The 23,744-nt window shown below is 59.8% G+C and carries 22 protein-coding genes and 1 pseudogene; 12 read left to right on the forward strand and 11 right to left on the reverse strand.

The annotated features are described in order from the left end of the window. Complete coding sequence (gene alaS / locus P6U16_RS00005) at positions 1 to 2,664, forward strand: alanine--tRNA ligase (RefSeq protein ID WP_277702122.1); 2,664 nt, start codon at positions 1 to 3, stop codon at positions 2,662 to 2,664. 140 nt (positions 2,665 to 2,804) lie between these two features. Beyond that, a pseudogene (locus P6U16_RS00010) lies at positions 2,805 to 3,655 on the forward strand (AraC family transcriptional regulator). Between the two features lie 6 nt (positions 3,656 to 3,661). On the opposite strand, the gene P6U16_RS00015 reads toward P6U16_RS00010, so the two are convergent. Then, positions 3,662 to 4,279 carry a glutathione S-transferase family protein gene (locus P6U16_RS00015; protein WP_277702123.1) on the reverse strand — a complete coding sequence of 206 codons (618 nt, stop codon included), beginning with the start codon at positions 4,277 to 4,279 and terminating at the stop codon, positions 3,662 to 3,664. A gap of 152 nt (positions 4,280 to 4,431) precedes the next feature. On the opposite strand from P6U16_RS00015, the gene P6U16_RS00020 reads away from it, so the two are divergent. Continuing rightward, entirely contained in the window at positions 4,432 to 4,926 is a 495-nt protein-coding gene (locus tag P6U16_RS00020; protein WP_277702124.1) for an STM3941 family protein, read from the forward strand. Between the two features lie 53 nt (positions 4,927 to 4,979). Here the strand turns inward: P6U16_RS00020 and P6U16_RS00025 are convergent, their stop codons facing one another. After that, positions 4,980 to 6,194, reverse strand: a complete 1,215-nt coding sequence (locus P6U16_RS00025) for an NADP-dependent isocitrate dehydrogenase (RefSeq protein WP_277702125.1) — start codon at positions 6,192 to 6,194, stop codon at positions 4,980 to 4,982. Positions 6,195 to 6,451: 257 nt separating this feature from the next. Between P6U16_RS00025 and P6U16_RS00030 the strand changes: the two genes are divergently transcribed. The 5 genes from P6U16_RS00030 (at position 6,452) to P6U16_RS00050 (ending at position 11,238) form a co-directional block, all read left to right on the forward strand. Beyond that, positions 6,452 to 6,976, forward strand: coding sequence for a hypothetical protein (locus P6U16_RS00030; protein ID WP_277702126.1), 525 nt, complete (start codon positions 6,452 to 6,454; stop codon positions 6,974 to 6,976). Positions 6,977 to 7,057: 81 nt separating this feature from the next. Then, on the forward strand, positions 7,058 to 7,891 hold the full coding sequence (locus tag P6U16_RS00035; protein ID WP_277702127.1) for an RNA methyltransferase: 834 nt from the start codon (positions 7,058 to 7,060) through the stop codon (positions 7,889 to 7,891). Then, positions 7,878 to 8,675: a glutamate racemase gene (gene murI, locus P6U16_RS00040; RefSeq protein ID WP_277702128.1), complete on the forward strand. Its 798-nt coding sequence runs from the start codon at positions 7,878 to 7,880 to the stop codon at positions 8,673 to 8,675. The genes P6U16_RS00035 and murI overlap by 14 nt, the downstream gene beginning before the upstream one ends. A 129-nt stretch (positions 8,676 to 8,804) precedes the next feature. Then, positions 8,805 to 9,536, forward strand: a complete 732-nt coding sequence (locus tag P6U16_RS00045) for a carbonic anhydrase (RefSeq protein ID WP_277702129.1) — start codon at positions 8,805 to 8,807, stop codon at positions 9,534 to 9,536. A gap of 217 nt (positions 9,537 to 9,753) precedes the next feature. After that, entirely contained in the window at positions 9,754 to 11,238 is a 1,485-nt protein-coding gene (locus P6U16_RS00050; protein WP_277702130.1) for an ATP-binding protein, read from the forward strand. Positions 11,239 to 11,273: 35 nt separating this feature from the next. Here the strand turns inward: P6U16_RS00050 and P6U16_RS00055 are convergent, their stop codons facing one another. Both P6U16_RS00055 and P6U16_RS00060 read right to left on the reverse strand, forming a co-directional pair. Continuing rightward, on the reverse strand, positions 11,274 to 11,489 hold the full coding sequence (locus tag P6U16_RS00055; protein ID WP_277702131.1) for a hypothetical protein: 216 nt from the start codon (positions 11,487 to 11,489) through the stop codon (positions 11,274 to 11,276). A 107-nt stretch (positions 11,490 to 11,596) separates the two neighbouring features. Beyond that, complete coding sequence (locus P6U16_RS00060) at positions 11,597 to 12,019, reverse strand: hypothetical protein (RefSeq protein ID WP_277702132.1); 423 nt, start codon at positions 12,017 to 12,019, stop codon at positions 11,597 to 11,599. 274 nt (positions 12,020 to 12,293) lie between these two features. Between P6U16_RS00060 and rpsD the strand changes: the two genes are divergently transcribed. The 4 genes from rpsD to P6U16_RS00080 all read left to right on the forward strand — a co-directional run bounded on the left by rpsD (position 12,294) and on the right by P6U16_RS00080 (position 15,799). Beyond that, the gene (gene rpsD, locus P6U16_RS00065; RefSeq protein ID WP_277702133.1) at positions 12,294 to 12,911 is read left to right on the forward strand and encodes a 30S ribosomal protein S4; all 618 of its coding nucleotides are present in this window, start codon (positions 12,294 to 12,296) and stop codon (positions 12,909 to 12,911) included. Between the two features lie 101 nt (positions 12,912 to 13,012). Then, positions 13,013 to 13,957 (forward strand): glutaminase, encoded by a 945-nt coding sequence (locus P6U16_RS00070; protein ID WP_277702134.1) that lies wholly within the window; start codon positions 13,013 to 13,015, stop codon positions 13,955 to 13,957. Between the two features lie 205 nt (positions 13,958 to 14,162). After that, a complete protein-coding gene (gene ttcA, locus P6U16_RS00075; protein ID WP_277703940.1) occupies positions 14,163 to 14,978 on the forward strand; it encodes a tRNA 2-thiocytidine(32) synthetase TtcA in 816 nt (271 codons plus the stop codon). After that, a complete protein-coding gene (locus P6U16_RS00080) occupies positions 14,975 to 15,799 on the forward strand; it encodes an inositol monophosphatase family protein (protein WP_277702135.1) in 825 nt (274 codons plus the stop codon). The genes ttcA and P6U16_RS00080 overlap by 4 nt, the downstream gene beginning before the upstream one ends. 72 nt (positions 15,800 to 15,871) lie before the next feature. Here the strand turns inward: P6U16_RS00080 and P6U16_RS00085 are convergent, their stop codons facing one another. The 7 genes from P6U16_RS00085 to P6U16_RS00115 form a co-directional block, all read right to left on the reverse strand. After that, a complete protein-coding gene (locus P6U16_RS00085) occupies positions 15,872 to 17,155 on the reverse strand; it encodes a multidrug effflux MFS transporter (protein WP_277702136.1) in 1,284 nt (427 codons plus the stop codon). Positions 17,156 to 17,208: 53 nt separating this feature from the next. Beyond that, entirely contained in the window at positions 17,209 to 18,444 is a 1,236-nt protein-coding gene (locus P6U16_RS00090; protein WP_277702137.1) for a multidrug effflux MFS transporter, read from the reverse strand. Positions 18,445 to 18,846: 402 nt separating this feature from the next. Further along, positions 18,847 to 19,182 carry a Grx4 family monothiol glutaredoxin gene (gene grxD, locus P6U16_RS00095; protein ID WP_277702138.1) on the reverse strand — a complete coding sequence of 112 codons (336 nt, stop codon included), beginning with the start codon at positions 19,180 to 19,182 and terminating at the stop codon, positions 18,847 to 18,849. A gap of 128 nt (positions 19,183 to 19,310) precedes the next feature. After that, positions 19,311 to 19,538: a hypothetical protein gene (locus P6U16_RS00100; protein WP_277702139.1), complete on the reverse strand. Its 228-nt coding sequence runs from the start codon at positions 19,536 to 19,538 to the stop codon at positions 19,311 to 19,313. A gap of 5 nt (positions 19,539 to 19,543) precedes the next feature. Continuing rightward, positions 19,544 to 19,777, reverse strand: coding sequence for a BolA family transcriptional regulator (locus P6U16_RS00105; protein WP_037095612.1), 234 nt, complete (start codon positions 19,775 to 19,777; stop codon positions 19,544 to 19,546). Between the two features lie 18 nt (positions 19,778 to 19,795). After that, positions 19,796 to 22,027 (reverse strand): phosphoribosylformylglycinamidine synthase subunit PurL, encoded by a 2,232-nt coding sequence (purL, locus tag P6U16_RS00110; RefSeq protein ID WP_277702140.1) that lies wholly within the window; start codon positions 22,025 to 22,027, stop codon positions 19,796 to 19,798. A gap of 186 nt (positions 22,028 to 22,213) precedes the next feature. Then, complete coding sequence (locus P6U16_RS00115) at positions 22,214 to 23,632, reverse strand: PLP-dependent aminotransferase family protein (RefSeq protein WP_277702141.1); 1,419 nt, start codon at positions 23,630 to 23,632, stop codon at positions 22,214 to 22,216. Between the last annotated feature and the right edge of the window lie 112 nt (positions 23,633 to 23,744).

A 23,744-nucleotide genomic window follows, 5' to 3' on the forward strand; every position in this document is an offset into this window, starting at 1 on the left:
ATGAGCGGCGTGAATGAAATCCGGTCGACGTTTCTCGACTACTTCAAGAAGAACGGCCATGAGGTCGTGCAGTCGAGCCCGCTGGTGCCGCGCAACGATCCGACGCTGATGTTCACCAATGCCGGCATGGTGCAGTTCAAGAACGTCTTCACCGGCCTCGAACAGCGTCCCTATTCGACGGCAGCGACTGCGCAGAAATGCGTGCGCGCCGGCGGGAAGCACAACGACCTCGACAATGTCGGCTACACCGCCCGCCACCACACCTTCTTTGAAATGCTGGGCAATTTCTCCTTTGGCGATTATTTCAAGGAACGGGCGATCGAACTTGCCTGGAACCTGATCACCAAGGATTTCGCCATCGACGCCAAGCGTCTGCTAGTCACCGTCTACCACACGGATGACGAGGCCTTTGATCTCTGGAAGAAGATTGCCGGTCTTTCCGACGACCGTATCATCCGCATCCCGACCAGCGACAATTTCTGGGCTATGGGCGATACCGGTCCCTGCGGCCCATGCTCCGAAATCTTCTACGATCACGGCGATCATATCTGGGGCGGACCGCCCGGATCCCAGGACGAGGATGGAGATCGCTTCATCGAGATCTGGAACCTCGTCTTCATGCAGTACGAGCAGGTCACCAAGGAAGAGCGTGTCAATCTCCCGCGCCCGTCGATTGATACCGGCATGGGTCTGGAACGTGTCGCAGCTTTGCTGCAGGGCAAACACGACAATTATGACATCGACCTTTTCCGCGCGCTGATTGCGGCCTCCGAGGAAGCGACCGGCGTCAAGGCCGAAGGCGACCAGCGGGCCAGCCACCGCGTCATCGCCGACCATCTCCGGGCGTCTGCCTTCCTCATCGCCGACGGTGTGCTTCCGTCGAACGAGGGCCGAGGCTACGTGCTACGCCGCATCATGCGCCGCGCCATGCGCCATGCGCAGCTGCTCGGCGCCCGCGACCCGCTGATGTGGAAGCTTCTGCCGGCGCTTGTCGGCCAGATGGGCCGCGCCTATCCGGAACTTTTGCGCGCTGAAGCGCTGATCTCCGAAACGCTGAAGCTCGAGGAAACCCGTTTCCGCAAGACGCTGGAACGCGGCCTTGGACTGCTGTCCGACGCATCCGCCGATCTTTCGGAAGGTGATCAGTTTGACGGCGAGACCGCCTTTAAACTCCACGACACATATGGGTTCCCGCTCGACCTCACCCAGGATGCCCTGCGCGCCAAGGGCGTGAGCGTTGATACGGCGGCGTTTACCGCGGCCATGGAGCGCCAGAAGGCAGAGGCGCGGGCCAGCTGGTCTGGCTCCGGCGACAAGGCGACGGAGACGATCTGGTACGAGCTGCGTGAAAAGCTCGGCGCGACCGAGTTCCTCGGTTATGACACTGAGACTGCCGAGGGCGTCGTGCTGGCCGTCGTCAAGGATGGCAAGGTAATTGTCGAGGCGGGCAAGGGTGATACGGTCCAGATCGTTCTCAACCAGACGCCGTTCTACGGCGAATCCGGCGGGCAGATGGGCGATACGGGCGTGATCGTTTCTGATGGTGCCAGGCTTACTGTCACCGACACGCAAAAGCGCGGCGAGGGCGTCTTCGTCCATACATGTACCGTCGAGGACGGCACGTTGAAGACGGGCGATGCTGTCGCACTCACCGTCGATCATGCTCGTCGCTCACGCCTGCGGGCCAATCATTCGGCGACCCACCTGCTTCACGAAGCGCTTCGCGAGGTGCTCGGCACGCACGTGGCGCAGAAGGGCTCGCTTGTTGCGCCCGAGCGCCTGCGGTTCGACGTTTCGCATCCAAAGCCGATGACGGCCGAGGAGTTGAAGGTCGTCGAGGAGATGGCCAATGAGATCATTGTCCAGAACACCGCCGTGACCACGCGCCTGATGAGCGTCGATGACGCCATTGCCGAGGGTGCGATGGCGCTGTTCGGCGAGAAATACGGCGATGAAGTGCGCGTCGTTTCGATGGGGCAGGGCCTGCGCGGTTCCAAGGCCAATCGTCCCTATTCGGTCGAACTCTGCGGCGGCACCCATGTCGGCGCTACCGGCGAGATCGGTCTTGTTCGCATCGTTGGCGAAAGTGCTGTCAGTGCCGGCGTCCGGCGTCTTGAGGCGTTGACCGGGGTTTCGGCCCTTGCCTATCTCAACGAGCAGGACGAGCGGGTGAAGGCCCTGGCAACGACGCTGAAGGTTCAGCCGCAGGATGTTGCGGCCCGCGTCGAGGCGCTGATGGACGAACGCCGCAAGCTGGAGCGCGAACTGACCGAGGCCAAGAAGAAGCTGGCCTTGGGCGGCGGCGAGGCCGGCGGTTCCGCCGATCAGGTTCAGGATATCGGCGGCGTCAAATTCCTCGGCAAAGTCGTGACGGGCGTCGATCCGAAGGATCTGAAGAGCCTGGCTGACGATGGCAAAAAGAGCCTCGGTTCGGGCGTCGTCGCCTTTATCGGCGTATCCAGCGACGGCAAGGCGAGCGCGGTCGTCGCCGTCACCGATGATCTGACCGCCAAGGTTAGCGCGGTCGATCTGGTTCGTGTCGCCTCCGCAGCCCTCGGCGGCAAGGGCGGCGGCGGCCGTGCCGATATGGCCCAGGCTGGTGGCCCCGATGGCGACAAGGCGGCTGATGCCATCCAGGCGGTCGCGACGGCCATCGCCGGCTGAGATCATTCGTCGCTATTTTCGGAAAACCGGGCCGCAACGCCCGGTTTTTTGATTCCGTGTGCCAAGCCGGGGAGGCTTCGCAGGATTTGTCAAATCGCACTATGCTTGTTTCTGCGGGTTCGGCTTGCTTGAGGAGCGACATGAAGGAAACCAGCATCTGGGCGATATATGAGCGCCGCTTGCGGCGCGTATCGGCCTATATCCATGATCATCTTGATGAGGAGCTCGATCTTGATCGGCTCTCGGAGATCGCCTGTCTTTCTCCGCATCACTGGCACCGGGTTTACCGGGCCGTGCATGGCGAGACGCTGGCGGCGACCGTCAAGCGCCTGCGGCTCCACAGGGCTGCCGGCGATCTGGTCGGCACGGATTTTTCTGTCGAAGAGATAGCGAGACGATCGGGCTACCCCAATCTTCAGTCGTTCAACCGGATTTTCAAGTGGGTGTTCGGCATGCCGCCTGCGCGGTACCGGAGAGAGGGAGCCACACGATCTTTCAATCGAATCCGCAAAAAGGACTATCCGTAATGTATGATGTCACACTGAAAACCCTTGCCCCCCGCGAACTCGTCGGGGTGCCCCATGAGGGGTCCTATATGGCGATCGACCGTGCTTTCGAGAGGCTGGGCGGCACGCTGATGGCGCATAACCTCTTTCGTCCGGACATGTGCATGGTCGGCATCTATCTGGACGATCCGGATCTCGTTCCGGAGGACAGACTGCGTTCCTTCGCCTGCGTCACCGAAGGACAGCATGTGCCCACACAGGAGACCTTAGTCCACCAGCATCTTGAGGGCGGTGAATATGCCGTCCTCCGGCACAAGGGACCCTATGCCGACATGCACAAGGCCTATCAGTGGCTTTACGGGGTCTGGCTGCCGCAATCGGACAGGGAATTCCGCGATACCGTGAGGTTCGAGGAGTACGTCAACAATCCCCGCGATACCGCACCGACGGAACTGTTGACGGATATCCACCTGCCGCTGAAATAAGGGCCCTCACTGCACCTTCGCCATGTCGGCGTCATCAAGCGCGCCGGCGCGTCTGGCCGGTTCTCTGGAACTCATGCGTTTTGCATAGGTTTCGAAGGCCGGCCGTTTTTCGATCGTGCCGAACTGAAGGCCCCAGGAGAGTTGCGCACCGATATAGACATCGGCCGCCGAAAAACGCTCTCCGGCGATGAATTCCCGGTTCGAGACGGCGTTTTCCAGCGCATCCATGACATGGTCATAAGTGCCGTAGCCGACCATGCGCTGTCTTTCGACCGGCACGTCGTTTCCGAGGGAGAGGTTGGTTACCGCGGCTTCGAGCGGGCCTGCCGCAAAGAATAGCCAGCGGTAATAGTCCGCCCGATCACCGGTTGCGGGCGCGAGCCCGGCCTCAGGGAAGGCGTCGGCAAGATAGGCGCAGATGGCCGCGCATTCCGTGATGATTCTTTCGCCGTGAACGATGGTCGGGACTTTGCCCATGGGGTTGATACGGCGATAGCTCTCCGATTTCATGCCGGATCCGAAGCCGAGTATTTCGACGCGATAGGGTTTGCCGACTTCTTCCAGCATCCACCGCGCGATGCGCCCGCGTGACATCGGGTTCGTGTATAGAACCAGTTCATTCATCCCGAAATACTCCTCTTGTTTTTCCCATTCTCATTTTATAGCTAAAAACCTCCGCAAAATATGACGCGCGCGACAGTAGCCACGCAAAAGGTAGAGGAACTCCGATAATGGGTCTAAACGGGACGATAAACATCAGGAGATCGCCGGCAAAAATGGCGCTGCTTATCGCAGGCGCGCTTGCCTTCGTCGTGATCGGGATCTGGATCGGCCATATGGGCTATGTCGAAGAGGGAGCCGGATCCTTCCGACTTTTCATCGGCATTTTATCCGTCGTGTTTTTCGGTTTTTGCGGCGTGGTCGGCCTGATCAAGCTCTTCGACCGGAGGGATGCCATTTCGATCCGTCCCGACGGCCTGCTGGTGCCGGACATTTCCCCGTCGGTTATTCGATGGACCGACATCGAGGCTGTGCGTCTTCTTGAAATCAAACGGCAGAGGATGATCGAGCTGGTGCTTGATCCTGAGGCTAGTCGGCGGCTGCCGCGTAGCCGGTTCGCCCGCATGCTGGAGAACGCCAACCGTTCGCTCGGAATCCAGGGCCCCTGTATTGCCGGCACCGGTCTTGATCGACCTGTCGAGGAGGTGGCCCGGCTGATTGTCGAAAGGATCGACGCGGCACGCAGCGCGCCTTCCATCGAGGAACCATAAACAAAGAACCCGGCGCGGGCCGGGTTCTCTGACTGTTTCGTCTTTTAGCTGTCTCAGGCGGCCATGGCCTTCTTGAGGTTCTCGTCGATCTTGTCGAGGAAGCCGGTGGTCGAGAGCCAGGGCTGATCGGGGCCGATGAGCAGCGCCAGGTCCTTGGTCATGAAGCCGCTTTCGACGGTATCGACGCAGACCTTTTCGAGCGTGTCGGCAAACCGTGCAAGTTCGGCATTGTCGTCCAGTTTGGCGCGGTGGGCGAGGCCACGGGTCCAGGCGAAGATCGAGGCGATCGAGTTGGTCGAGGTTTCCTCGCCCTTCTGGTGCTGGCGGTAGTGGCGGGTGACCGTGCCGTGGGCGGCTTCGGCTTCGACCGTCTGGCCATCCGGGGTCATCAGGACGGAGGTCATCAGGCCGAGCGAGCCAAAGCCCTGAGCGACGATATCGGACTGGACGTCGCCGTCATAGTTCTTGCAGGCCCAGACGTAACCGCCGGACCACTTGAGCGCCGAGGCGACCATGTCGTCGATCAGGCGGTGTTCGTACCAGATCTTGGCTTCCTTGAACTTGTCGGCGAATTCGGCGTCGAAGACCTGCTGGAAGATATCCTTGAAGCGGCCGTCATAGACCTTGAGGATTGTGTTCTTGGTCGAGAGATAGACCGGAACGCCACGCTGCAACCCGTAGTTCAGCGACGCGCGGGCGAAATCGGTGATCGATTCGTCGAGATTGTACATGCCCATGGCAACGCCGGCGGCCGGTGCGTCATAGACTTCATGTTCGATTTCCGTACCGTCCTCGCCGACGAACTTCATCGTCAGCTTGCCCTTGCCGGGGAATTTGAAGTCGGTGGCGCGGTACTGGTCACCAAAAGCATGGCGGCCGACGATGATCGGCTTGGTCCAACCGGGAACCAGACGCGGCACGTTCTTGCAGATGATCGGTTCGCGGAAGATGACGCCGCCGAGAATGTTGCGGATCGTGCCGTTCGGCGACTTCCACATCTTCTTCAGGCCGAATTCTTCGACGCGCTGCTCGTCCGGGGTGATGGTGGCGCATTTCACACCGACGCCGTGCTTCTTGATCGCGTTTGCAGAATCGATCGTCACCTGATCGTTGGTCGCATCGCGATTTTCCATGCCAAGGTCGTAATATTCCAGATCGATATCCAGGTAGGGATGGATCAGCTTTTCCTTGATGAACTGCCAGATGATGCGGGTCATTTCATCGCCGTCGAGTTCGACGACCGGATTGGCGACCTTGATCTTTGTCATGTTGCAAACCTCTGCATGGGGTTGGACGATAAACGGGGTTGGGCCCCTATAGCATCCAGTTCCCGACAGGCAAAGGCATACAGCGCATGAATCGCCATAGGCTTTCGATGTATGAGGAGAGACCGCATGAAGGCTCTCGCTCATTGGTGATAACAGTGGCATTCCGGTTCGTCGCTTGGCGATACGCCGCCGGTTGCCACCGGTGATCGATTCGCACTAACTGCTCTAAATGTGTTGGGCGAAGGTGGGAGCGCCGGATGAAGAGGATAGCGGCTTGGGTGGCATTGGTCGTGTTGACGGGCTGGACGCCGGTTCTTGCAGATGGACGCGAAGAGTTGGTCCGTAGCTATGTGGATCGGATCGTCGTTAATTCGCTTGATGAACCGGATCGCCATCAGGCCTATTTCACCGAAAGCCAGTTACTGAACGACTTCAGCGGCGATTTCGTCAACACCTATGCTGACGCATTGAAGGCATCCCGCAAGCGGGGCGATCCAGCTTTGTTCGAGACCGATCCGATGACGGGTGATACCAACCGATGCCCCATCGGCAAGACCGGGATTATCGATCGAACCCGCAGCGACACACGCAACATGCTTGACGTAACAATGGAGACGCCGTCCTGCGATGGTGCCCCGGTGCGTTCGATCCGCCTGATGTTTATTCTTGAACAGGACGATCCGTCTTCCGGCCTCTATCGGATCGACGATGTGCTGCGGTTCATCGATGAGGGAAACTGGTTTTCGTTGAAGGCGTGGCTGGAGCGGCAGACGAAGCCTTGATGCAGCCGTTCCTCTTGCGTTTTGATTTTCTCGCCGCTTTGTGCCAGTGAAGCGCCCGAAAGACAGGAAGGCTTTATTGGCATGGCAGGCACGAACAGCGAGCGCGTTCTTCTCACGGAAGGCCCGGCGATCATTCTGGTGCACCCGCAACTGGGTGAAAACATCGGCATGGTGGCGCGCGCCATGGCGAACTTCGGCCTGTCCGAACTGCGTCTCGTCAGCCCGCGCGACGGTTGGCCGAGCGAAAAAGCCCGCTCCGCTGCGAGCCGTGCCGATCATGTCATCGATGCGGCCAAGGTCTATGACACACTTCCGGAAGCAATCGCCGACCTCAATTTCGTCTATGCGACAACGGCGCGCGATCGATATGGCTATAAGCCGGTGCGTTCTCCGCTGGTGGCGGCCGAAACGCTGCGCAACCGCTTCAACATCGGTGAAGCGACCGGCATCCTGTTTGGGCGCGAGCGCACGGGGCTGACCAACGAAGAAGTGGCGCTGGCCGACGAGATCGTCACGTTTCCGGTCAACCCCGCCTTCGCCTCCCTCAATCTGGCGCAGGCCGTGCTCTTGATGTCCTACGAGTGGATGAAAACCAGCATGGAATCGCGAGAGGAAACATCCTTCCAGGCGCTGGAGCAGCAACCGGCGACCAAGGACCAGTTGCAGGGACTTTTCGACCATGTCGAAGAGGCGCTGGAGGCCCGCGGCTATTTCCGGCCGGCCGCCAAAAAACCGAAATTGATCGACAATCTTCGTGCCGTGTTGACCCGTCCTGCCTTTGCCGAATCCGAAATCCGGCTGGTGCGCGGCATCATCTCGTCACTCGATCGTTTCACCCGCGAGGCGCCGCGCGGGGCAGGGGCGCCGGACAATTCACGCGCGAAAAAGGCTGACGACAGCGGTGACGAACTCTGAACTGAAGCCGATCCTGGTCTTCGACAGCGGCATTGGCGGCCTGACCGTGCTGCGCGAACTGCGCGTGCTGATGCCGGAGCGGCACTTCATCTATATCGCCGACGATGCCGGCTTTCCCTATGGCGGCTGGGAGGAAGAGGCGCTGAAGGAACGGGTGATTTCGCTTTTCGGAAAGTTGCTTGCGGATCACGATCCTGAAATCTGCGTCATCGCCTGCAACACTGCATTTACGCTTGTCGGGGCCGACCTGCGCGCGGCATTCCCGGACATGCGCTTCGTTGGCACCGTGCCGGCGATCAAACCCGCAGCCGAGCGCACACGCTCTGGCCTTGTCTCTGTGCTGGCGACGCCCGGTACCGTCAGGCGTGCCTATACCCGCGATCTCATCCAGTCGTTTGCCTCGCAGTGCCACGTCCGTCTCGTCGGCTCGGAAAATCTCGCCCACATGGCGGAAGCCTATATTCGTGGCGAGCCGATCGATGACGCGGCGGTTCTCTCTGAAATTGCGCAGTGTTTCGTCGAGAAGGAAGGCAGGAAGACCGATATCGTCGTGCTCGCCTGCACGCATTATCCCTTCATGGCCAATGTCTTCCGCCGCCTGGCGCCCTGGCCGGTCGATTGGCTGGATCCGGCGGAAGCAATTGCTCGCCGTGCCCGCAGCCTTGTGCCGCTGCCGGATGGTTTCGCTCCGTTGCACGGAATCGACCCCGCCATTTTCACCTCCGGCAATCCCGATTTCAAGACGCGCCGACTGATGCAGGGGTTCGGCTTGACGGTGAAGTGACAGCTTTCTTCTCTATTTCGGCAAGCGCGAACGGAGATGTGGGGTGCGACGAAACCGCTTTAATATGACAGCCGCATCGCGTAATTCACCCTCTGCAATATTAGTAACATCAAAGTCGGATCATTCATCATGGACATGAAACTATCCAAGCGTCTTTTATTGAAAGGCGCCTGCTGTGGCGCCTTGACCGGCCTTGCCGCCACTGCGGCGTCAACGGCTTTCGTCTCCGCTGCTGCTGCTGCAGAGACGGCCCATACTGCGGTGCCCACCGGTCTTTCGCCGGATGAGGCGCTGGCCTTGCTCAAAAAAGGCAATGAGGATTTTGTCGCCGACAAGGCTCCCGTTCTGCACATCGATCGCAAACGGCGGCTGGAGATTGCCGAGAAGCAGCATCCCTTTGCCGTTCTGGTCGGATGCTCGGACTCGCGCGTTCCGCCCGAACTGTTGTTCGGCCGCGGTCTTGGCGATCTTTTCATCGTTCGCGTGGCTGGCAACACTGTCGGTCTGACAGGCCTCGGCAGCATCGAGTATGCCGTGGACCATCTCGGCACGCCGCTGATCGTCGTTCTCGGTCATGAGCGTTGCGGGGCGGTGGGTGCGGCTATCAGCCTCGTCAAGGAGCACGTCAGCTTCGACACTGCGATCGAGGCGATGGTGGCGCCGATCCTGCCGGCTGTGCTGAAAGCGCAGACAATGGACGGAGACCTGCTGGACAATTCCGTCAGGGAAAATGTTGCCAACGTCGTGGCCCGTTTGAAAACCACCGGAGGCGTCATCGGGGAAAAGTTGGAAGCAGGAACGCTGAAGATCGTCGGTGCCCGCTACGACCTCGACGAGGGCAAGGTCGAGTTCATCGCCTGACCAGTGTTTTGGCGGTTTGATACCAAAGTTTAAAAGGGGTGACGGCGAACAAATTTGTGCCGCCACCTTTTCGTCCTCCCGGCGATGCGCGCTGCAATTCTGTGGGTTACGATCGATCCTGCGGGCAAAACCGGAGGAACGATGATAAACGTCTTCGAGTGTCAAGGGGTCGCGACGAAATCCGGCGTGCACTGACAGCTTGAAAACGAGGGTGTGAATGAAAGTCGGCATCGACATGGGCACGGCGTCCGACGGGACGAGCGTTCCGCTCGATATCGAAGAGCTTCTGGCGACCCGCCTGCTGGTGCAGGGCAATTCGGGCTCTGGAAAGTCGCATCTTCTGCGTCGCCTTCTCGAACAGTCGGCTCCCTGGGTCCAGCAGTGCATCATCGATCCGGAAGGCGACTTCGTCACGCTCGCCGATAAATTCGGTCATGTGGTGATCGAGGGTGAGCGGACCGAAGCCGAACTGATCGGCATTGCCGGGCGTATCCGCCAGCATCGCGTCTCCTGCGTCCTGTCGCTGGAAGGTCTTGATATCGAGCAGCAGATGCGCAGCGCCGGTATTTTCCTCAATGCGATGTTCGACGCCGATCGCGACTATTGGTATCCGGTGCTGGTGGTGGTCGACGAGGCGCAGATGTTTGCGCCGTCGGTTGCCGGCGACGTTTCGGAAGAAGCGCGTAAGATCTCGCTCGGCGCCATGACCAACCTGATGTGCCGAGGAAGAAAACGCGGCCTGGCCGGCGTCATCGCCACGCAGCGACTGGCAAAGCTTGCCAAGAACGTCGCGGCCGAAGCATCCAACTTTCTGATGGGGCGCACCTTTCTCGATATCGACATGGCGCGCGCCGCCGATCTTTTGGGCATGGACCGTCGCACGGCGGAAATGTTCCGGGACCTGAAGCGCGGCTCCTTCGTGGCGCTGGGCCCGGCCCTGTCGCGCCGGCCGCTGCCGGTCACGATCGGCAATGTCGAGACGTCGGCGCGCTCGACCAGCCCGAAACTGACGCCATTGCCGGAAGCGGTCGCTGATGTCGAAGACCTGATCTTCACGCCGGACCCGGAAGAACTGATCCGCCCGATCACAAGACGAGCAAGCGCGCCGCGGCCGACCACCGATATTCTGGCGGAACTTTCCCGCCCGCGGCCCGAACCGGTTGCCGCCACGGAGCCGCGTGCGCCGGTTGTTGAAATGCCGGCCGCGGATCGCGAAGCCTTGCTGGATGGTCTGCTTGCCGAGATTCTCGAAAATCCCGATGCAGCGTTTCGCGCCGATGCCGAACTGTTCCAGGATTTTCTTGTCCGCTGTCGGATCTGCCGGGTTCCCGGTGCGCCACTTTCGCTCAGCGCCTTCCGCCGCAAGATGGCGGTCGCGCGCTCTGGTGTCGATCCGCAGACTGCCGCCAGCGAGATCTGGGCCTCGGCGCTTATCCTTTCCCGCAACGTGACCGACGATCTGCAGGGCGTTTTCCTGCTGGTCGCACAATCGGCCGTGCGCGGCCTGCCATGCCCGTCCGATGCGATGATCGCGCGCGCCTACGGCACCCACTCCGCCCGCCGCGCCCGCCGACTTCTCGGCTATTTCGAGGAGCAGGGGCTGATCGTCGTGCACAGCGATCTCTCCGGCAAACGAATCGTCGCCTTTCCGGATTTGCAGGTGGAGACTGCGCCGGGGCTGCGGATGCGGTCTATGATGTAGCCGGGACCCGCAGCGCCGCGGAGTGATGGAGTCCTTTATTTTACCTTCGGTCGCGGCAGACCCGGATTATAGTCGGAGAAATATGCGCCATCTGAACTTAACCCAAGTTTGGTAATGGCATAATTTTTCAAATTTTTGGCTTTTTCATAGGGCAGATAAGCACTAAGCCCGCCGACGATGAGTGGATAATATTCATTTCCAATCTGACGTTCGCCGACAAATGCTTGCAAATCCGGAGAAGATGCGTTCACTTCAGCGGCTTTTCTAAGCGCTACATCGGCTTGCTTGTAGGATCCAATTACAACCCAAAATCGACGAGTCTCTCCTCCATCTAGGCCAAGAATATATTTGAGCCCGTTTATTCTGCTGGAAGAATCGGCGTCCGCAATGTCCTGAGCAACGGCAGGTGGAAAGAAAAAGCCTCTATCTCCGCTGCCTTGTTCGTAGGCAATCCCGCGACGGGCTGGGCAAGCCATGGTGCAATAAGGGCAGGTGCAGAGACGCCAATCGCAAAAACCTTCATTCGCACCGACTCGTCCATCATGCACGCGATAACGGCGCCTAAAAACATCAGCAACGGTGCTTGGATGAATATCATTGCTTTGAGAGATGCTGCTTTGGTAAATTCGTCAGCACTAAGCAACGTAGACAAAACGACGGCGTCGAGCGCCAGCAATTTTGTGACGACTGCCGCAAGACCGCCCAAGCTACCTATGAAGCCTTTCTGCCACATTGGCAGTAACCCGCTGGTGGCTGAACGAGCGATATGAACATCTGCCATAGCTTGCCTCATTAGTTGTATTTCGTATTTAATGCAACTCATGCTCCTGTATCAAGTAGTTAGTTGAGAGGCGATTGACTTTATGTCCAATTCCCCTAAAGACCCGCTCAACGCCGGGCCGAAATGCCCGGTGTTTTATTTGACATGTCCCGTGGATTCTCCGTTAGCGTAATGTGAGAAGCCTGTCAGAGCTTTCAAAAGAAGTTCAGAGGAGGGCGTGTTTCCTTGATCCGGTTTGGCAACAGACCGGTGTAACCTGTTGAAGGGAAATACGATGAGCAAGCGCGAATCGTCCAAGTACAAAATTGACCGCCGTATGGGCGAAAATATCTGGGGTCGTCCGAAGTCCCCGGTCAACCGTCGCGAATATGGCCCAGGCCAGCACGGCCAGCGCCGCAAGTCCAAGCTTTCCGACTTCGGTGTGCAGCTGCGCGCCAAGCAGAAGCTCAAGGGCTATTACGGCGACGTTCGTGAGAAGCAGTTCCGTGCGATTTTCGCCGAAGCTGACCGTCGCAAGGGTGACACCTCCGAAAACCTGATCGGCCTGCTCGAATCGCGTCTGGACGCGATCGTCTACCGTGCCAAGTTCGTACCGACGGTCTTTGCTGCCCGTCAGTTCGTCAACCATGGTCACGTCACGGTCAACGGCATTCGCGTCAACATCGGTTCGTACCGCTGCAAGGCTGGCGACGTGATCGAAGTTCGCGAAAAGTCCAAGCAGCTCGTCATCGTTCTCGAAGCGGTTTCGCTCGCTGAACGCGATGTTCCTGATTATATCGATGTCGATCACCACAAGATGGTCGCGACTTTCGTTCGCGTGCCGGCTCTCTCTGACGTACCGTATCCGGTCGTCATGGAACCGAACCTGGTCGTCGAATTCTATTCGCGTTGATTTGTTGAGGCTTGCGCCTTGCGAATTTCGGAAAAGCCACTCAGAGATGAGTGGCTTTTTTGTTGCCCAATCTCGACCAAGACCCATCCGGAGAATGACTGATGCCAGGCACGGAACCCTTGGACCTGCAGTCGATAATCGATGATATTCATCGCGAGCTGACGCCGAGGCTCGGCGAGGGCAAGGTCGCCGACTATATTCCGCAGTTGGCGCGCGTCGATACGAAGCGGTTCGGCATGGCCATCGTGACAGTCGATGGCGCCATTCACATGGCCGGCGACGCCGAAATGCCATTTTCGATCCAGAGCATTTCCAAGGTTTTCACGCTGACGCTGGCGCTCGGCAAACATGGCGAGAACATCTGGAAGCGGGTCGGGCGCGAGCCGTCGGGATCAGCCTTCAATTCCATTGTCCAGCTCGAGCATGAGCATGGCATCCCCCGCAATCCCTTCATCAATGCCGGTGCGATCGCCATCACCGATCTGGTGCTCGCTGGCCATACACCGAAGGAGGCGATCGGCGAAATCGTGCGTTTTGTGCGTTACCTCGCCGACGAGGACGATATCGTCATCGATGCCGAAGTGGCGCGCTCGGAAGCGGCGACCGGCTACCGCAATTTTGCGCTTGCGAATTTCATGCGGTCGTTTGGAAAACTCGACCATCCCGTCGATCATGTGCTGGGCGCCTATTTTCATCAATGCGCGCTGTCGATGAGTTGTGTCCACCTCGCCAAGGCGGGCCTGTTTCTAGCCGCGTCCGGCACCAATCCGCTGACAAAACACTCCGTGGTTTCGCGCCAGAGGGCGCGGCGCATCAATGCGCTGATGCTGACTTGCGGCCATTATGATGGTTCGGGGGATTTCGCCTATCGCGTTGGTCTGCCTGGCAAGAGCGGTGTCGGTGGCGGCATTCTGTGTGTTGCTCCGGGCAAGGCCGCTGTCGCGGTATGGTCGCCGGGTCTCAACCATAACGGCAATTCGCTGATCGGGTCGCTGGCTCTGGAAATGCTCGCCAACCGCACCGGCTGGTCGGTCTTCGGCGCCTGAACAGCCGTTTGACGAAGTTTCCCCGCTGACGCTGCATTTTTCCTTGATCTTGCTGGTTTAGGCGGGCAAGTGCAGGGCAATGTTTTCGTGCACCGGTTTTCACCGCGCGCCTTTGATCCGGGACTTTGTCATGGATATTGCCGTTCAACCACCCATCACCGAAGTCGAAGGTTTGCTGAACAAAGCGGACCAGACCGCCGACGACATGATGCATCCGATTTTCGCGAAGATGCCGTCCTCGGTGTCCTTCAACAAGCTGCGCAAGCGGCTGCTGCGACAGGTGCGCCAGGCGATCGAGGACTTCGGCATGCTGAAAGGCCAGAAGCGCTGGCTGATCGGTGTTTCCGGCGGCAAGGACAGCTACAGCCTTTTAGCCTTGTTGATCGATCTTAAATGGCGCGGCCTGCTGCCGGTCGAACTCATCGCCTGCAATCTCGATCAGGGTCAGCCGAATTTCCCCAAGCACATCCTGCCGGAGTATCTCGCCTCGATCGGTGTCGAACACCGGATCGAATATCGTGACACCTATTCGATCGTGAAGGAAAAGGTTCCGGCCGGCGGCACCTATTGTGCGCTCTGTTCGCGCCTGCGCCGCGGCAATCTGTACCGGATCGCGCGCGAGGAGAGGTGTGACGCGCTGGTGCTCGGCCATCACCGGGAGGATATCCTCGAAACCTTCTTCATGAATTTCTTCCACGGCGGGCGTCTCGCCACCATGCCGGCAAAGCTGTTGAACGACGAGGGCGATCTGATGGTGCTGCGGCCGCTTGCCTACGCGGCCGAGGACGATCTTGCAAAGTTCGCGAGCGCCATGGAATTTCCGATCATCCCCTGCGATCTCTGCGGCTCACAGGACGGGCTGGAGCGCAATGCGCTGAAAGCCATGCTCGCCGATATCGAGCGGCGCATGCCCGGCCGCAAGGACACGATGCTGCGGGCGCTCGGCCACGCCAATCCCTCGCATCTGCTCGATCCCAAGCTGTTTGATTTCCAATCTCTCGTCGCGGAGCCCAAAGCATGACATCTGCCATCGATATCGCTGCCATCGCCAATATCCTCCAAGAAGCCGCCTTCAAGGAAATCCTGCCAAAGTTCCGCAATCTCGGTACGGGCGACGTGCGGGTGAAGACGGAGGCGATCGATCTGGTGACCGAGGCGGACGAAGCCGCCGAGCGCTTGATCAAGGCGCGGATGGCGGAACTCGCGCCGGATGCCTTGTTCATCGGCGAGGAATCAGTCTCCGCAAACCCGGCGCTACTTGCTGGTCTGGCCGGGGCTGATCTTGCCATCGTCGTCGATCCGATCGACGGCACGTTCAATTATGCGGCCGGCCTGCCACTGTTCGGCGTCATGGCCGCGGTCGTTTCCAAGGGCGAAACGGTCGCCGGCCTCATCTATGATCCGATGGGCAATGACTGGGTCATCGCCGAAAAGAGTTCTGGCGCCTGGCTGTGCAAGGCAGATGGTTCGCAGGAGCAGCTTTCGACTGTTCCCTCCGTCCCGCTTGATCAACTCGTTGGCTGTGCATCGACGGGATTTTACGCACCGGAGAACCGCCGGGAAGTCATGGGCAATATGGCCAAGGTTCGGATTGCCACAAGCTATCGCTGTGCAGCCCATGAATACCGGGCTTTCACGGCCGGGCATTTCCATTTCCTGATGTACCAGAAGCTGATGCCCTGGGATCATCTGGCGGGCACGCTGATCGCGCAGGAGGCCGGCGCCTATGCGGCGCGCTTCGATGGTTCGCCTTACCTGCCGCATCATGTAGACGGTGGCCTGCTGCTCGCGCCGGACAGGGACACTTGGGAAGAACTGCGCCGCGAAGTCTTCACGGTCTGATCGTTTTAGGGACATACGAAAAGCCCGCGGGAATCGCTTCCCTAGGGCTTATTTATATGAACTAGAAACAGGTTACATATGGCCGCCGTGATCAACGGTGGCGTGGTCATCGCTGGGGTGACTGAACAGCTTGCCATTCTCCGCCCAGAGCGTCGCAAGGATCGTCAGCACGCCGAATGCGGCGAAACCCGCCACCAGCGGAAAGATCGTTCCGTCGAACATCTGGCCGATTGCGCCGCCGAGAAGGGCGCCGCCCGTGGTCGAGACGAAGCCCGTGATCGCCGTGGCGGTGCCGGCGATATGGCCCATGGGCTCGAGGCTGATGGCCGTGAAGTTTGTCGTGATGACGGCGAAGAACATCAAGAGCACGCTGAACGCGATATAGGCGACCATGAAGGGCGGGCGGCCACCCAGCGCATAGAGGCTGATTGCGATTGAAACCAGCGTAAACAGGATCATCGCGACATGCGAGATGCGCCGCATGCCGAAGCTGCGGACGAAATAGCCATTGGCGAAATTGGCGATAGCGATGCCGCCGGCGGTTCCGGCAAAGGCAAGCGGCAGCCATTCGCCAAGGCCGTAGACGACGCCGAACACCTGCTGCACGGTGACGATGTAGGCGCAGATGACCGCCATGAACAAGGTCAGCCCGATCATGTAGCCGCAGGTGACGCGGTTGGTCAGCACCGTGACAAACCCGGATGCGACAGTAGCGACCGATAGCGGCTGGCGCTCGGAAACCGGCAGTGATTCCTTCATCCGCAGCAGCGCCCACACAAACAGGATCGCGCCGATGATGCCGAGTGCGATGAAAATCCAGTGCCAGCTGGCAACCGAAATGATCAGCTGTCCCACCGAAGGAGCGACGATCGGCACCACCATGAAGACAATGAAGACATAGGACATGACCCGCGCCATGTCGCGTCCGCCAAAACAGTCACGTACGATCGCCATGCTGTTGATGCGTACGGCGGCAGCACCGATGCCCTGGATGAACCGCAGGATCAGCAGCGTCTGGAAGTCTTCGACGAAGGCGGCGAGGAACATCGTGAACGCATAGAAGGCAAGGCCGGCCAGCAGTGTGGTGCGGCGTCCGAAAGCATCCGAAAGGCTGCCGAAGACGATCTGCGAGACACCGAAGCCAAGGAAGAACACGCCGATGACCAGTTGGGCGTCGTTCGGGTCCGAGACTTTGAGAGCGGTGCCGATCGCCGGCAAAGCCGGTAGCATGATGTCGATCGCCATGGCGACGCTGGCGGTCATCAGCGCGATGGTGATGACGAATTCAAGGAAGCCAAGGCCGATCCGGCGGGAACCCGGCTGGCTCAAGTCTTCTGTCGTCGTGGTGGAAGTCATTTTGGGTCCTATGGAATTCGGGAGCGGAGATCGGCGTCCTGATCGGGGAGAAATCACGACGCCGGATTGTGGGGACTAAAGAGCCTGCCTTTTTCGGCGATCAGGACGAAGCCGAGACCGATGGCAGAAAGCACGAAGAAGCCGATCGCAAGTGGCGTGACGGTGCCATCGAAAGCCTGGCCGATCGCTGCGCCGATGACCGCACCGCCGATCGTCTGGGTAAATCCCAGCACCGATGATGCCGTTCCGGCAACATGGCCGAGCGGTTCCATTGCCATGGCGTTGAAGTTGGGGCCGATCAGGCCGAACTGGAACATCGCCAGCGCATAGAGCACAACGAACAGCCAGAGCGGAACCGGACCGAACAGCGATGCGATCATCCAGATCAGGCTGACGGTCGCAAAACCGATCAGGGCGCCATGCGACAGGCGTCGCATGCCATAGCGCTTTACCATGCGGGAATTGGTGAAGGAGGCGACCGCCATCATGCCGGCGAAACCGGCAAAGACCAGCGGGAACCAGACGCCGAGCCCATATATGCCGACGAGGATCTGCTGGGCGGAGTTGATGAAGCCGAACAGCGATCCGAAGATGAATGACGTCGCCAGCGTGTAGAACAGCGCCACACGGTTGGTGAGAACGATCCGGAAGGCACCGAGGATGGAGGCGGCTGTGAACGGCCGGCGATTTTCATCATCAAGCGTTTCTGGAAGCTTAAGGCTGACCAGCGTTGCCACCAGCGCGGCAAACAGCGCAATCACCACGAAGATCATATGCCATTCGGCAAACAGCATGATCAACTGTCCGATACTCGGTGCGATGACCGGCACCACCATGAAGACCATCATCACCAGCGACATGACTTCGGCCATCTGGCGACCGCCGTAGACGTCGCGAACGATCGATACGGAAATCACCCGCGTTGCCGCCGCTCCGATGCCCTGGACGAAGCGAAGGGCCAGCAGTCCGGCAAAGCTTGGAACGAAGACAATGGCAAGGGCGCAGACGCCATAGATGGCAAGGCCGACAAGCAGGGGGATCTTGCGTCCGAACCTGTCGGACAGCGGCCCGAAGAACAGCTGCGCGCTACCCATGCCGATCAGATAGGAGGTGATCACGTATTGCCGATGATTTTCATCGATGACGCCGAGGCTCGCCCCGATTTCCTGGAGACCGGGCAACATAATGTCGATCGAAATCGCGTTTATGGCCATCAGCATGGCCATGAGAGCCACGAACTGGGCCTTGGAAAGTATCGGAAGTCCTGGTGCCTCGGATGTGGTGGTCATGACGTCTATCCTGGCAGATGCGCAGACGGCGCATGCGGTATGAAAGGCAACCGGCTGACCCGGCTGGACAATTGACCGTCGGCAGGCTGAGAGAGCCGGTCGGCATGTCGGAAACGTTTTCGAGCGACGGCGCTGCATGTCGCGGGATGGCGGATGGCTGTAGGGATTTTGCGCCATGCGACGACATGGCAGTGCCGCGACTACAGTTCTAACGGGTGGTCTAAATCGCGTCCTGTGCAGCCGGCCATTGATCCCACTTGAGAGATCATGATCTCTCAATGAAAGGAGAATAATGGTAGATGCTGATCAAGGGGCTTCAATATTAGAATTTGTTTGTAATCCCCAAGAATCAAAAAAGGCGGAAGCCCGCCTTTTCCGCTCTCGATATCGAAGGGCTGCGGATCAGGCCGCGCCCTTCACCGAAATTCCCTGCTCTTCGAGATGCGACTGCAGTTCGCCGGCCTGGAACATCTCACGCACGATGTCGCAGCCGCCGATAAATTCGCCCTTGATGTAGAGCTGCGGGATCGTCGGCCAGTTGGAATAGTCCTTGATGCCCTGACGCAGATCCGCGTCGGCAAGGATGTTGATGCCCTTGTAGTCGACGCCGATGTAGTCGAGCATCTGCACGACCTGCCCGGAGAAACCACACTGCGGAAACTGCGGTGTGCCCTTCATGAAAAGAACGACGTCGTTGCTCTTCACTTCGTTTTCGATGAAATCGTTAATTCCGCTCATGGTCTTGTCCTTCCTGCGCCCGCTTCAAGGGGCGGGGCTGTCATTTTCCCTAGATAACATGCGCGCCACCGATTTTCATCACCCAATTGAAGAAAAATGATGGCCCTCACAAAATATCGGGAGGCTTGTTATCGACTGCGGGCCCTGCTTCGCGATGCTGCCGTACGCCTCCGGCTCACTTGCTTTTTCGGTGCCGCGCGCTTGACCGTCCTTGTCTTCTTGAAGCGGCCGGTTGTTGCCGAACGCGTCTGACGCTTTTTGCGCTTCGTCGTCGTCTTGGCGCCAGCCTTCTTCAGGATTTCCTTGAGTACGTTCTCGACGACGCCCGTCACCAGTTCATTGATCAGGCCGGCCATGCGCGCTACTCCGGTGCCGAGGTCTGGAGGGCAAGCGCGTGCAGCACGCCGCCCATATTGCCCTTCAGCGCGTTGTAGACCATCTGGTGCTGCTGGACGCGGCTCTTGCCTCTAAAGGCTTCGGCAACGACTTCCGCGGCATAATGATCGCCGTCACCGGCGAGGTCACGGATCGTGACCTTTGCGCCGGGAATGCCGGATTTGATCATGTCTTCAATATCGCCAGGTGCCATCGGCATGCTTGGTACTCCCTGAAATTACTCGGCGGCGATCTTTGTCTCGCCATCCATGAAGTCAGGGAACCATGATTCATGGGCCAAGCGCAATTGCTGAATTGCCAGCGGCCGTGCCGCGCCCAGAGTTACCTGCGCACCACCGGTCTTGCCGATTTCAGCGACCACGACACCGGCCTTGGCCGCCGCCTCGATGATGCCGACTGCCTTGCCGGCCGCAACCGCGACGACGTAGCGGCCCTGGTCTTCGCCGAAGAAGGCCGGGATTGCATCGCCGACGGGGGTTGAAATGACGGCACCGATGTCGCCAGCCATCGCCATTTCGACAACGGCAAGTGCCAGACCGCCCGACGAGCAGTCATGAACCGCCGTGACCTTACCATCCAGGATGAGGCCGCGGACGAAATCGCCAACCTTGCGCTCATGGGCGAGATCGACATGCGGGGCAGGGCCATCGGTACGGCCATGGATATCGCGCAGATAGACCGTCTGGCCGAGATGCGTGCCCCAGCCTTCCGGCGCTCCGATCAAAAGGATGGTTTCGCCTTCCGATGCAAAGCGGATGCGCGCCATTTTCGACCAGTCGCTGAGCAAACCGACGCCGCCAATGGTCGGGGTCGGCAGGATACCCTGGCCGTTGGTCTCGTTATAGAGTGAGACATTGCCCGAGACGATCGGGAAATCGAGCACCCGGCAGGCCTCGCCGATGCCCTTGATGGCATGCACGAGCTGGCTCATGATTTCCGGGCGTTCCGGATTGCCGAAATTGAGGTTGTCGGTCGCCGCCAGGGGCAGTGCGCCGGTCGCGGTGATGTTGCGCCAGCATTCGGCCACGGCCTGCTTGCCGCCTTCAAAAGCATCGGCCTCGACATAGCGCGGCGTGACGTCGGAGGAGAAGGCGAGCGCCTTGGTGTCATGGCCCTCGACCCGCACGACGCCGGCATCGCCGCCCGGCAGTTGCAGCGAATTGCCCTGGATCAGCGTGTCGTATTGTTCGTAGACCCAGCGGCGCGAGGAATTGTTGGCCGAGCCGACGAGCGAAAGCACGGCATCGGCAACGTCCGACTGCGGTACGTCGCCGACAGCCAGCGGAGCGGCCACCTTGGCCGGCGTCCAGGGACGATCATATTCCGGGGCTTCGTCGCCCAGTTCCTTGATTGGTAGGTTGGCGACTTCCTCGCCCTGGTGGATGACACGGAAGCGCAGGTCGTCAGTGGTCTTGCCGACGATTGCGAAATCGAGACCCCATTTGACGAAGATCGCCTTGGCGACCTCTTCCTTGGAGGGCTCGAGCACCATGAGCATGCGCTCCTGGCTTTCCGACAGCATCATCTCATAGGCCGTCATGCGCTCTTCGCGCACCGGCACCTGATCGAGCAGCAATTCGATGCCGAGATCGCCCTTGGCGCCCATCTCGACGGCCGAGCAGGTGAGACCGGCGGCACCCATATCCTGGATGGCGATAACGGCGCCGGTTTTCATCAGTTCGAGGCAGGCTTCCAGCAGGCACTTTTCGGTGAAGGGGTCGCCGACCTGAACGGTCGGGCGTTTTTCCTCGATCGATTCGTCGAATTCGGCAGACGCCATGGTGGCACCGCCGACTCCGTCACGGCCGGTCTTGGCGCCGAGATAGACGACGGGCAGGCCGACGCCCTTGGCTTCCGACAGGAAGATCGCATCGGACTTGGCAAGGCCGGCTGCAAAGGCGTTGACGAGAATGTTGCCGTTGTAGCGCGCGTCGAATTCGACCTCGCCGCCGACTGTCGGCACGCCGAAGGAGTTGCCGTAACCGCCGACGCCGGCGACAACGCCCGAGACGAGGTGGCGGGTCTTGGGATGATCCGGCGCGCCGAAGCGCAGCGCGTTCATGGCGGCGATCGGACGCGCCCCCATGGTGAAGACGTCGCGCAGGATGCCGCCGACGCCGGTCGCAGCCCCCTGATAGGGCTCGATATAGGACGGGTGGTTGTGGCTCTCCATCTTGAAGACGACGACGTCGCCGTCATCGATATCCACCACGCCGGCATTTTCGCCGGGGCCCTGGATGACGCGCGGCCCGGTCGTCGGTAGCGTCTTCAGCCATTTCTTCGAGGATTTGTAGGAGCAGTGTTCGTTCCACATCGCCGAGAAGATGCCGAGTTCGGTAAAGGTCGGCTCGCGCCCGATCAGGCCCAGAATGCGCTGATACTCATCCGGCTTCAGCCCATGCGAGGCGATCAGGTCCGGGGTGATGGGGCGGGTATTGGAAATGGTCATGGTGATCCGTCGGGTCCGTTGGCGCATTCGGCAAGCCGGAAAAAGCCGGGCGGCAGGAATGCAAGAAACAATGAGCGCGCTTTGCGGCTTCTTAGCCCATGCGGCGGCGCGGTGCGACAGGAAAATGCCAATCCGGATAGGGCAAACAGCGGATTTCTGTGGGGCAGGCGAAGGCAGCCGACGGTGTCACGCAAAACTATCATAGCCCGTTCTGCCGCTATCGAGCAATCGACGTAGTGTCTGGAAGCCGTGACGGACCTCCTCGCGGTTTTGTGGGGAGGAAAAGCCGATGCGGGCGCGGTGAAAAACGCTGTCCGTGCGTCCGGCCTTGAACTCGTCCTCGTCATCGACAAGCACGCCTTCGGCAAGGGCGGCATTTTTGAACGTGCCCGACAGCCAGGGTTCCGGAAGCTTCAGCCAAAGGAACGGCACATGCGGATGGGAGTTGAACTCCAGGCCTGAAAAGATGTCTCGCGCCATCTGCTCGCGCAGCCTGATTTCAGCAATCCCATTTTCGCGCAGCCGCCGACCTTCGCCGGTCAGGACCAGACGGGCACAGAGCTCTGCCAGAAGAAAAGGCATGCCGCCGCTCACCATTTTGTGGGCGATGCGGATGCGCTGGCTGAAATGCGGCGGGCAGGCGACCCAGCCGCCGCGAACACCGGCGGCAACTGATTTCGACAGGCCGCCGACGAGAAAGGTGCGTTCCGGCGCAAGTTCTGCCAGGAGTGGTGTCGGATCACCGGTCATGGCGCCATAAAGATCGTCCTCCAGCAGCCAGACACTGTGCCGGCGGGCGATATCGACGATCGCCTTACGCCGCTCCAGCGACAGCGTGACCACGGTCGGGTTCTGGGCCGCCGGCATCAGGAAGGCGAGTTTCGGATGTTGTTGCGCGCAGACCCGTTCGAAATCCTCCGGAATAAGGCCAAGATGATCCGATTCCATGAGAACTTGCCGGCGTCCGATCAGACCGGCGCTGCGGCTGATCTGTGAATAGGTCAGGTTCTCGAAAGCGATCTTGTCGCCCGGTGCTGTCACCGCGGCAATCACCGCCACAGCACCCGCATGGGCACCGAGTGTTGGCACGATACAATCGGGGGCAGGGCGGAAATTGCCCTTGGCCAGCCATTGGCTACCGGCTTCGAACCAGTGATCGGGGAAATTGCGGGCATAGCTGGCGATATCGAACTGATGCTCGCGGGTAATGTCATGCAGCAAGGCTTCCAGCGTCGCGCTCTGGCCGACATCGGGGGCCGCCGTGCTGTCGAAGCGCAACTTGCCCGTAGGCGCGTTGATGGGGCGCGTACCGGCGAGCGACGCCGTCAGCGGATCAGCCTGCTCTGCGGGTCTGCTCTCCGGCTTGTCGAGCACATAGGTGCCTCTGCCGACTTCACCGCTGACGAGGCCGCGTTCGCGCACCAGCGTATAGGCCCGCCCGACGGTGCCAATCGTCACCCCGATATCGAAGGCGAGATTGCGTTGCGGCGGCAGCTTGGTGCCCACCGAAAGCACGCCGTCCATGATCGCTTGCTCGATCTGGTCGGCAATGCGGGCGTAAAGCGGGCCTTGGCCCTGCGTGGGGTCGGGTATCCAATTTGTCATGGTAACAATTATCTACATTGCACCAATTGCCATGTCAATTAAGTAGCATTGCTACTGACACAAATAGGCAATGCAGATTGATTGGGTGCAATGATGACAATCGAGACAATGC

Origin of the sequence: Rhizobium sp. 32-5/1, assembly GCF_029537235.1 — a bacterium.
GTDB lineage: Bacteria > Pseudomonadota > Alphaproteobacteria > Rhizobiales > Rhizobiaceae > Pararhizobium.

Coding starts and splice junctions, on each gene's coding strand:
- alaS (WP_277702122.1), top strand. CDS start 1: ATGAGCGGCGTGAATGAAATCCGGTCGACGTTTCTCGACTACTTCAAG.
- P6U16_RS00015 (WP_277702123.1), bottom strand. CDS start 4,279: ATGAATGAACTGGTTCTATACACGAACCCGATGTCACGCGGGCGCATC.
- P6U16_RS00020 (WP_277702124.1), top strand. CDS start 4,432: ATGGCGCTGCTTATCGCAGGCGCGCTTGCCTTCGTCGTGATCGGGATC.
- P6U16_RS00025 (WP_277702125.1), bottom strand. CDS start 6,194: ATGACAAAGATCAAGGTCGCCAATCCGGTCGTCGAACTCGACGGCGAT.
- P6U16_RS00030 (WP_277702126.1), top strand. CDS start 6,452: ATGAAGAGGATAGCGGCTTGGGTGGCATTGGTCGTGTTGACGGGCTGG.
- P6U16_RS00035 (WP_277702127.1), top strand. CDS start 7,058: ATGGCAGGCACGAACAGCGAGCGCGTTCTTCTCACGGAAGGCCCGGCG.
- P6U16_RS00045 (WP_277702129.1), top strand. CDS start 8,805: ATGGACATGAAACTATCCAAGCGTCTTTTATTGAAAGGCGCCTGCTGT.
- P6U16_RS00050 (WP_277702130.1), top strand. CDS start 9,754: ATGAAAGTCGGCATCGACATGGGCACGGCGTCCGACGGGACGAGCGTT.
- P6U16_RS00060 (WP_277702132.1), bottom strand. CDS start 12,019: ATGGCAGATGTTCATATCGCTCGTTCAGCCACCAGCGGGTTACTGCCA.
- rpsD (WP_277702133.1), top strand. CDS start 12,294: ATGAGCAAGCGCGAATCGTCCAAGTACAAAATTGACCGCCGTATGGGC.
- P6U16_RS00070 (WP_277702134.1), top strand. CDS start 13,013: ATGCCAGGCACGGAACCCTTGGACCTGCAGTCGATAATCGATGATATT.
- ttcA (WP_277703940.1), top strand. CDS start 14,163: ATGATGCATCCGATTTTCGCGAAGATGCCGTCCTCGGTGTCCTTCAAC.
- P6U16_RS00080 (WP_277702135.1), top strand. CDS start 14,975: ATGACATCTGCCATCGATATCGCTGCCATCGCCAATATCCTCCAAGAA.
- P6U16_RS00085 (WP_277702136.1), bottom strand. CDS start 17,155: ATGACTTCCACCACGACGACAGAAGACTTGAGCCAGCCGGGTTCCCGC.
- P6U16_RS00090 (WP_277702137.1), bottom strand. CDS start 18,444: ATGACCACCACATCCGAGGCACCAGGACTTCCGATACTTTCCAAGGCC.
- grxD (WP_277702138.1), bottom strand. CDS start 19,182: ATGAGCGGAATTAACGATTTCATCGAAAACGAAGTGAAGAGCAACGAC.
- P6U16_RS00100 (WP_277702139.1), bottom strand. CDS start 19,538: ATGGCCGGCCTGATCAATGAACTGGTGACGGGCGTCGTCGAGAACGTA.
- P6U16_RS00105 (WP_037095612.1), bottom strand. CDS start 19,777: ATGCCGATGGCACCTGGCGATATTGAAGACATGATCAAATCCGGCATT.
- purL (WP_277702140.1), bottom strand. CDS start 22,027: ATGACCATTTCCAATACCCGCCCCATCACCCCGGACCTGATCGCCTCG.
- P6U16_RS00115 (WP_277702141.1), bottom strand. CDS start 23,632: ATGACAAATTGGATACCCGACCCCACGCAGGGCCAAGGCCCGCTTTAC.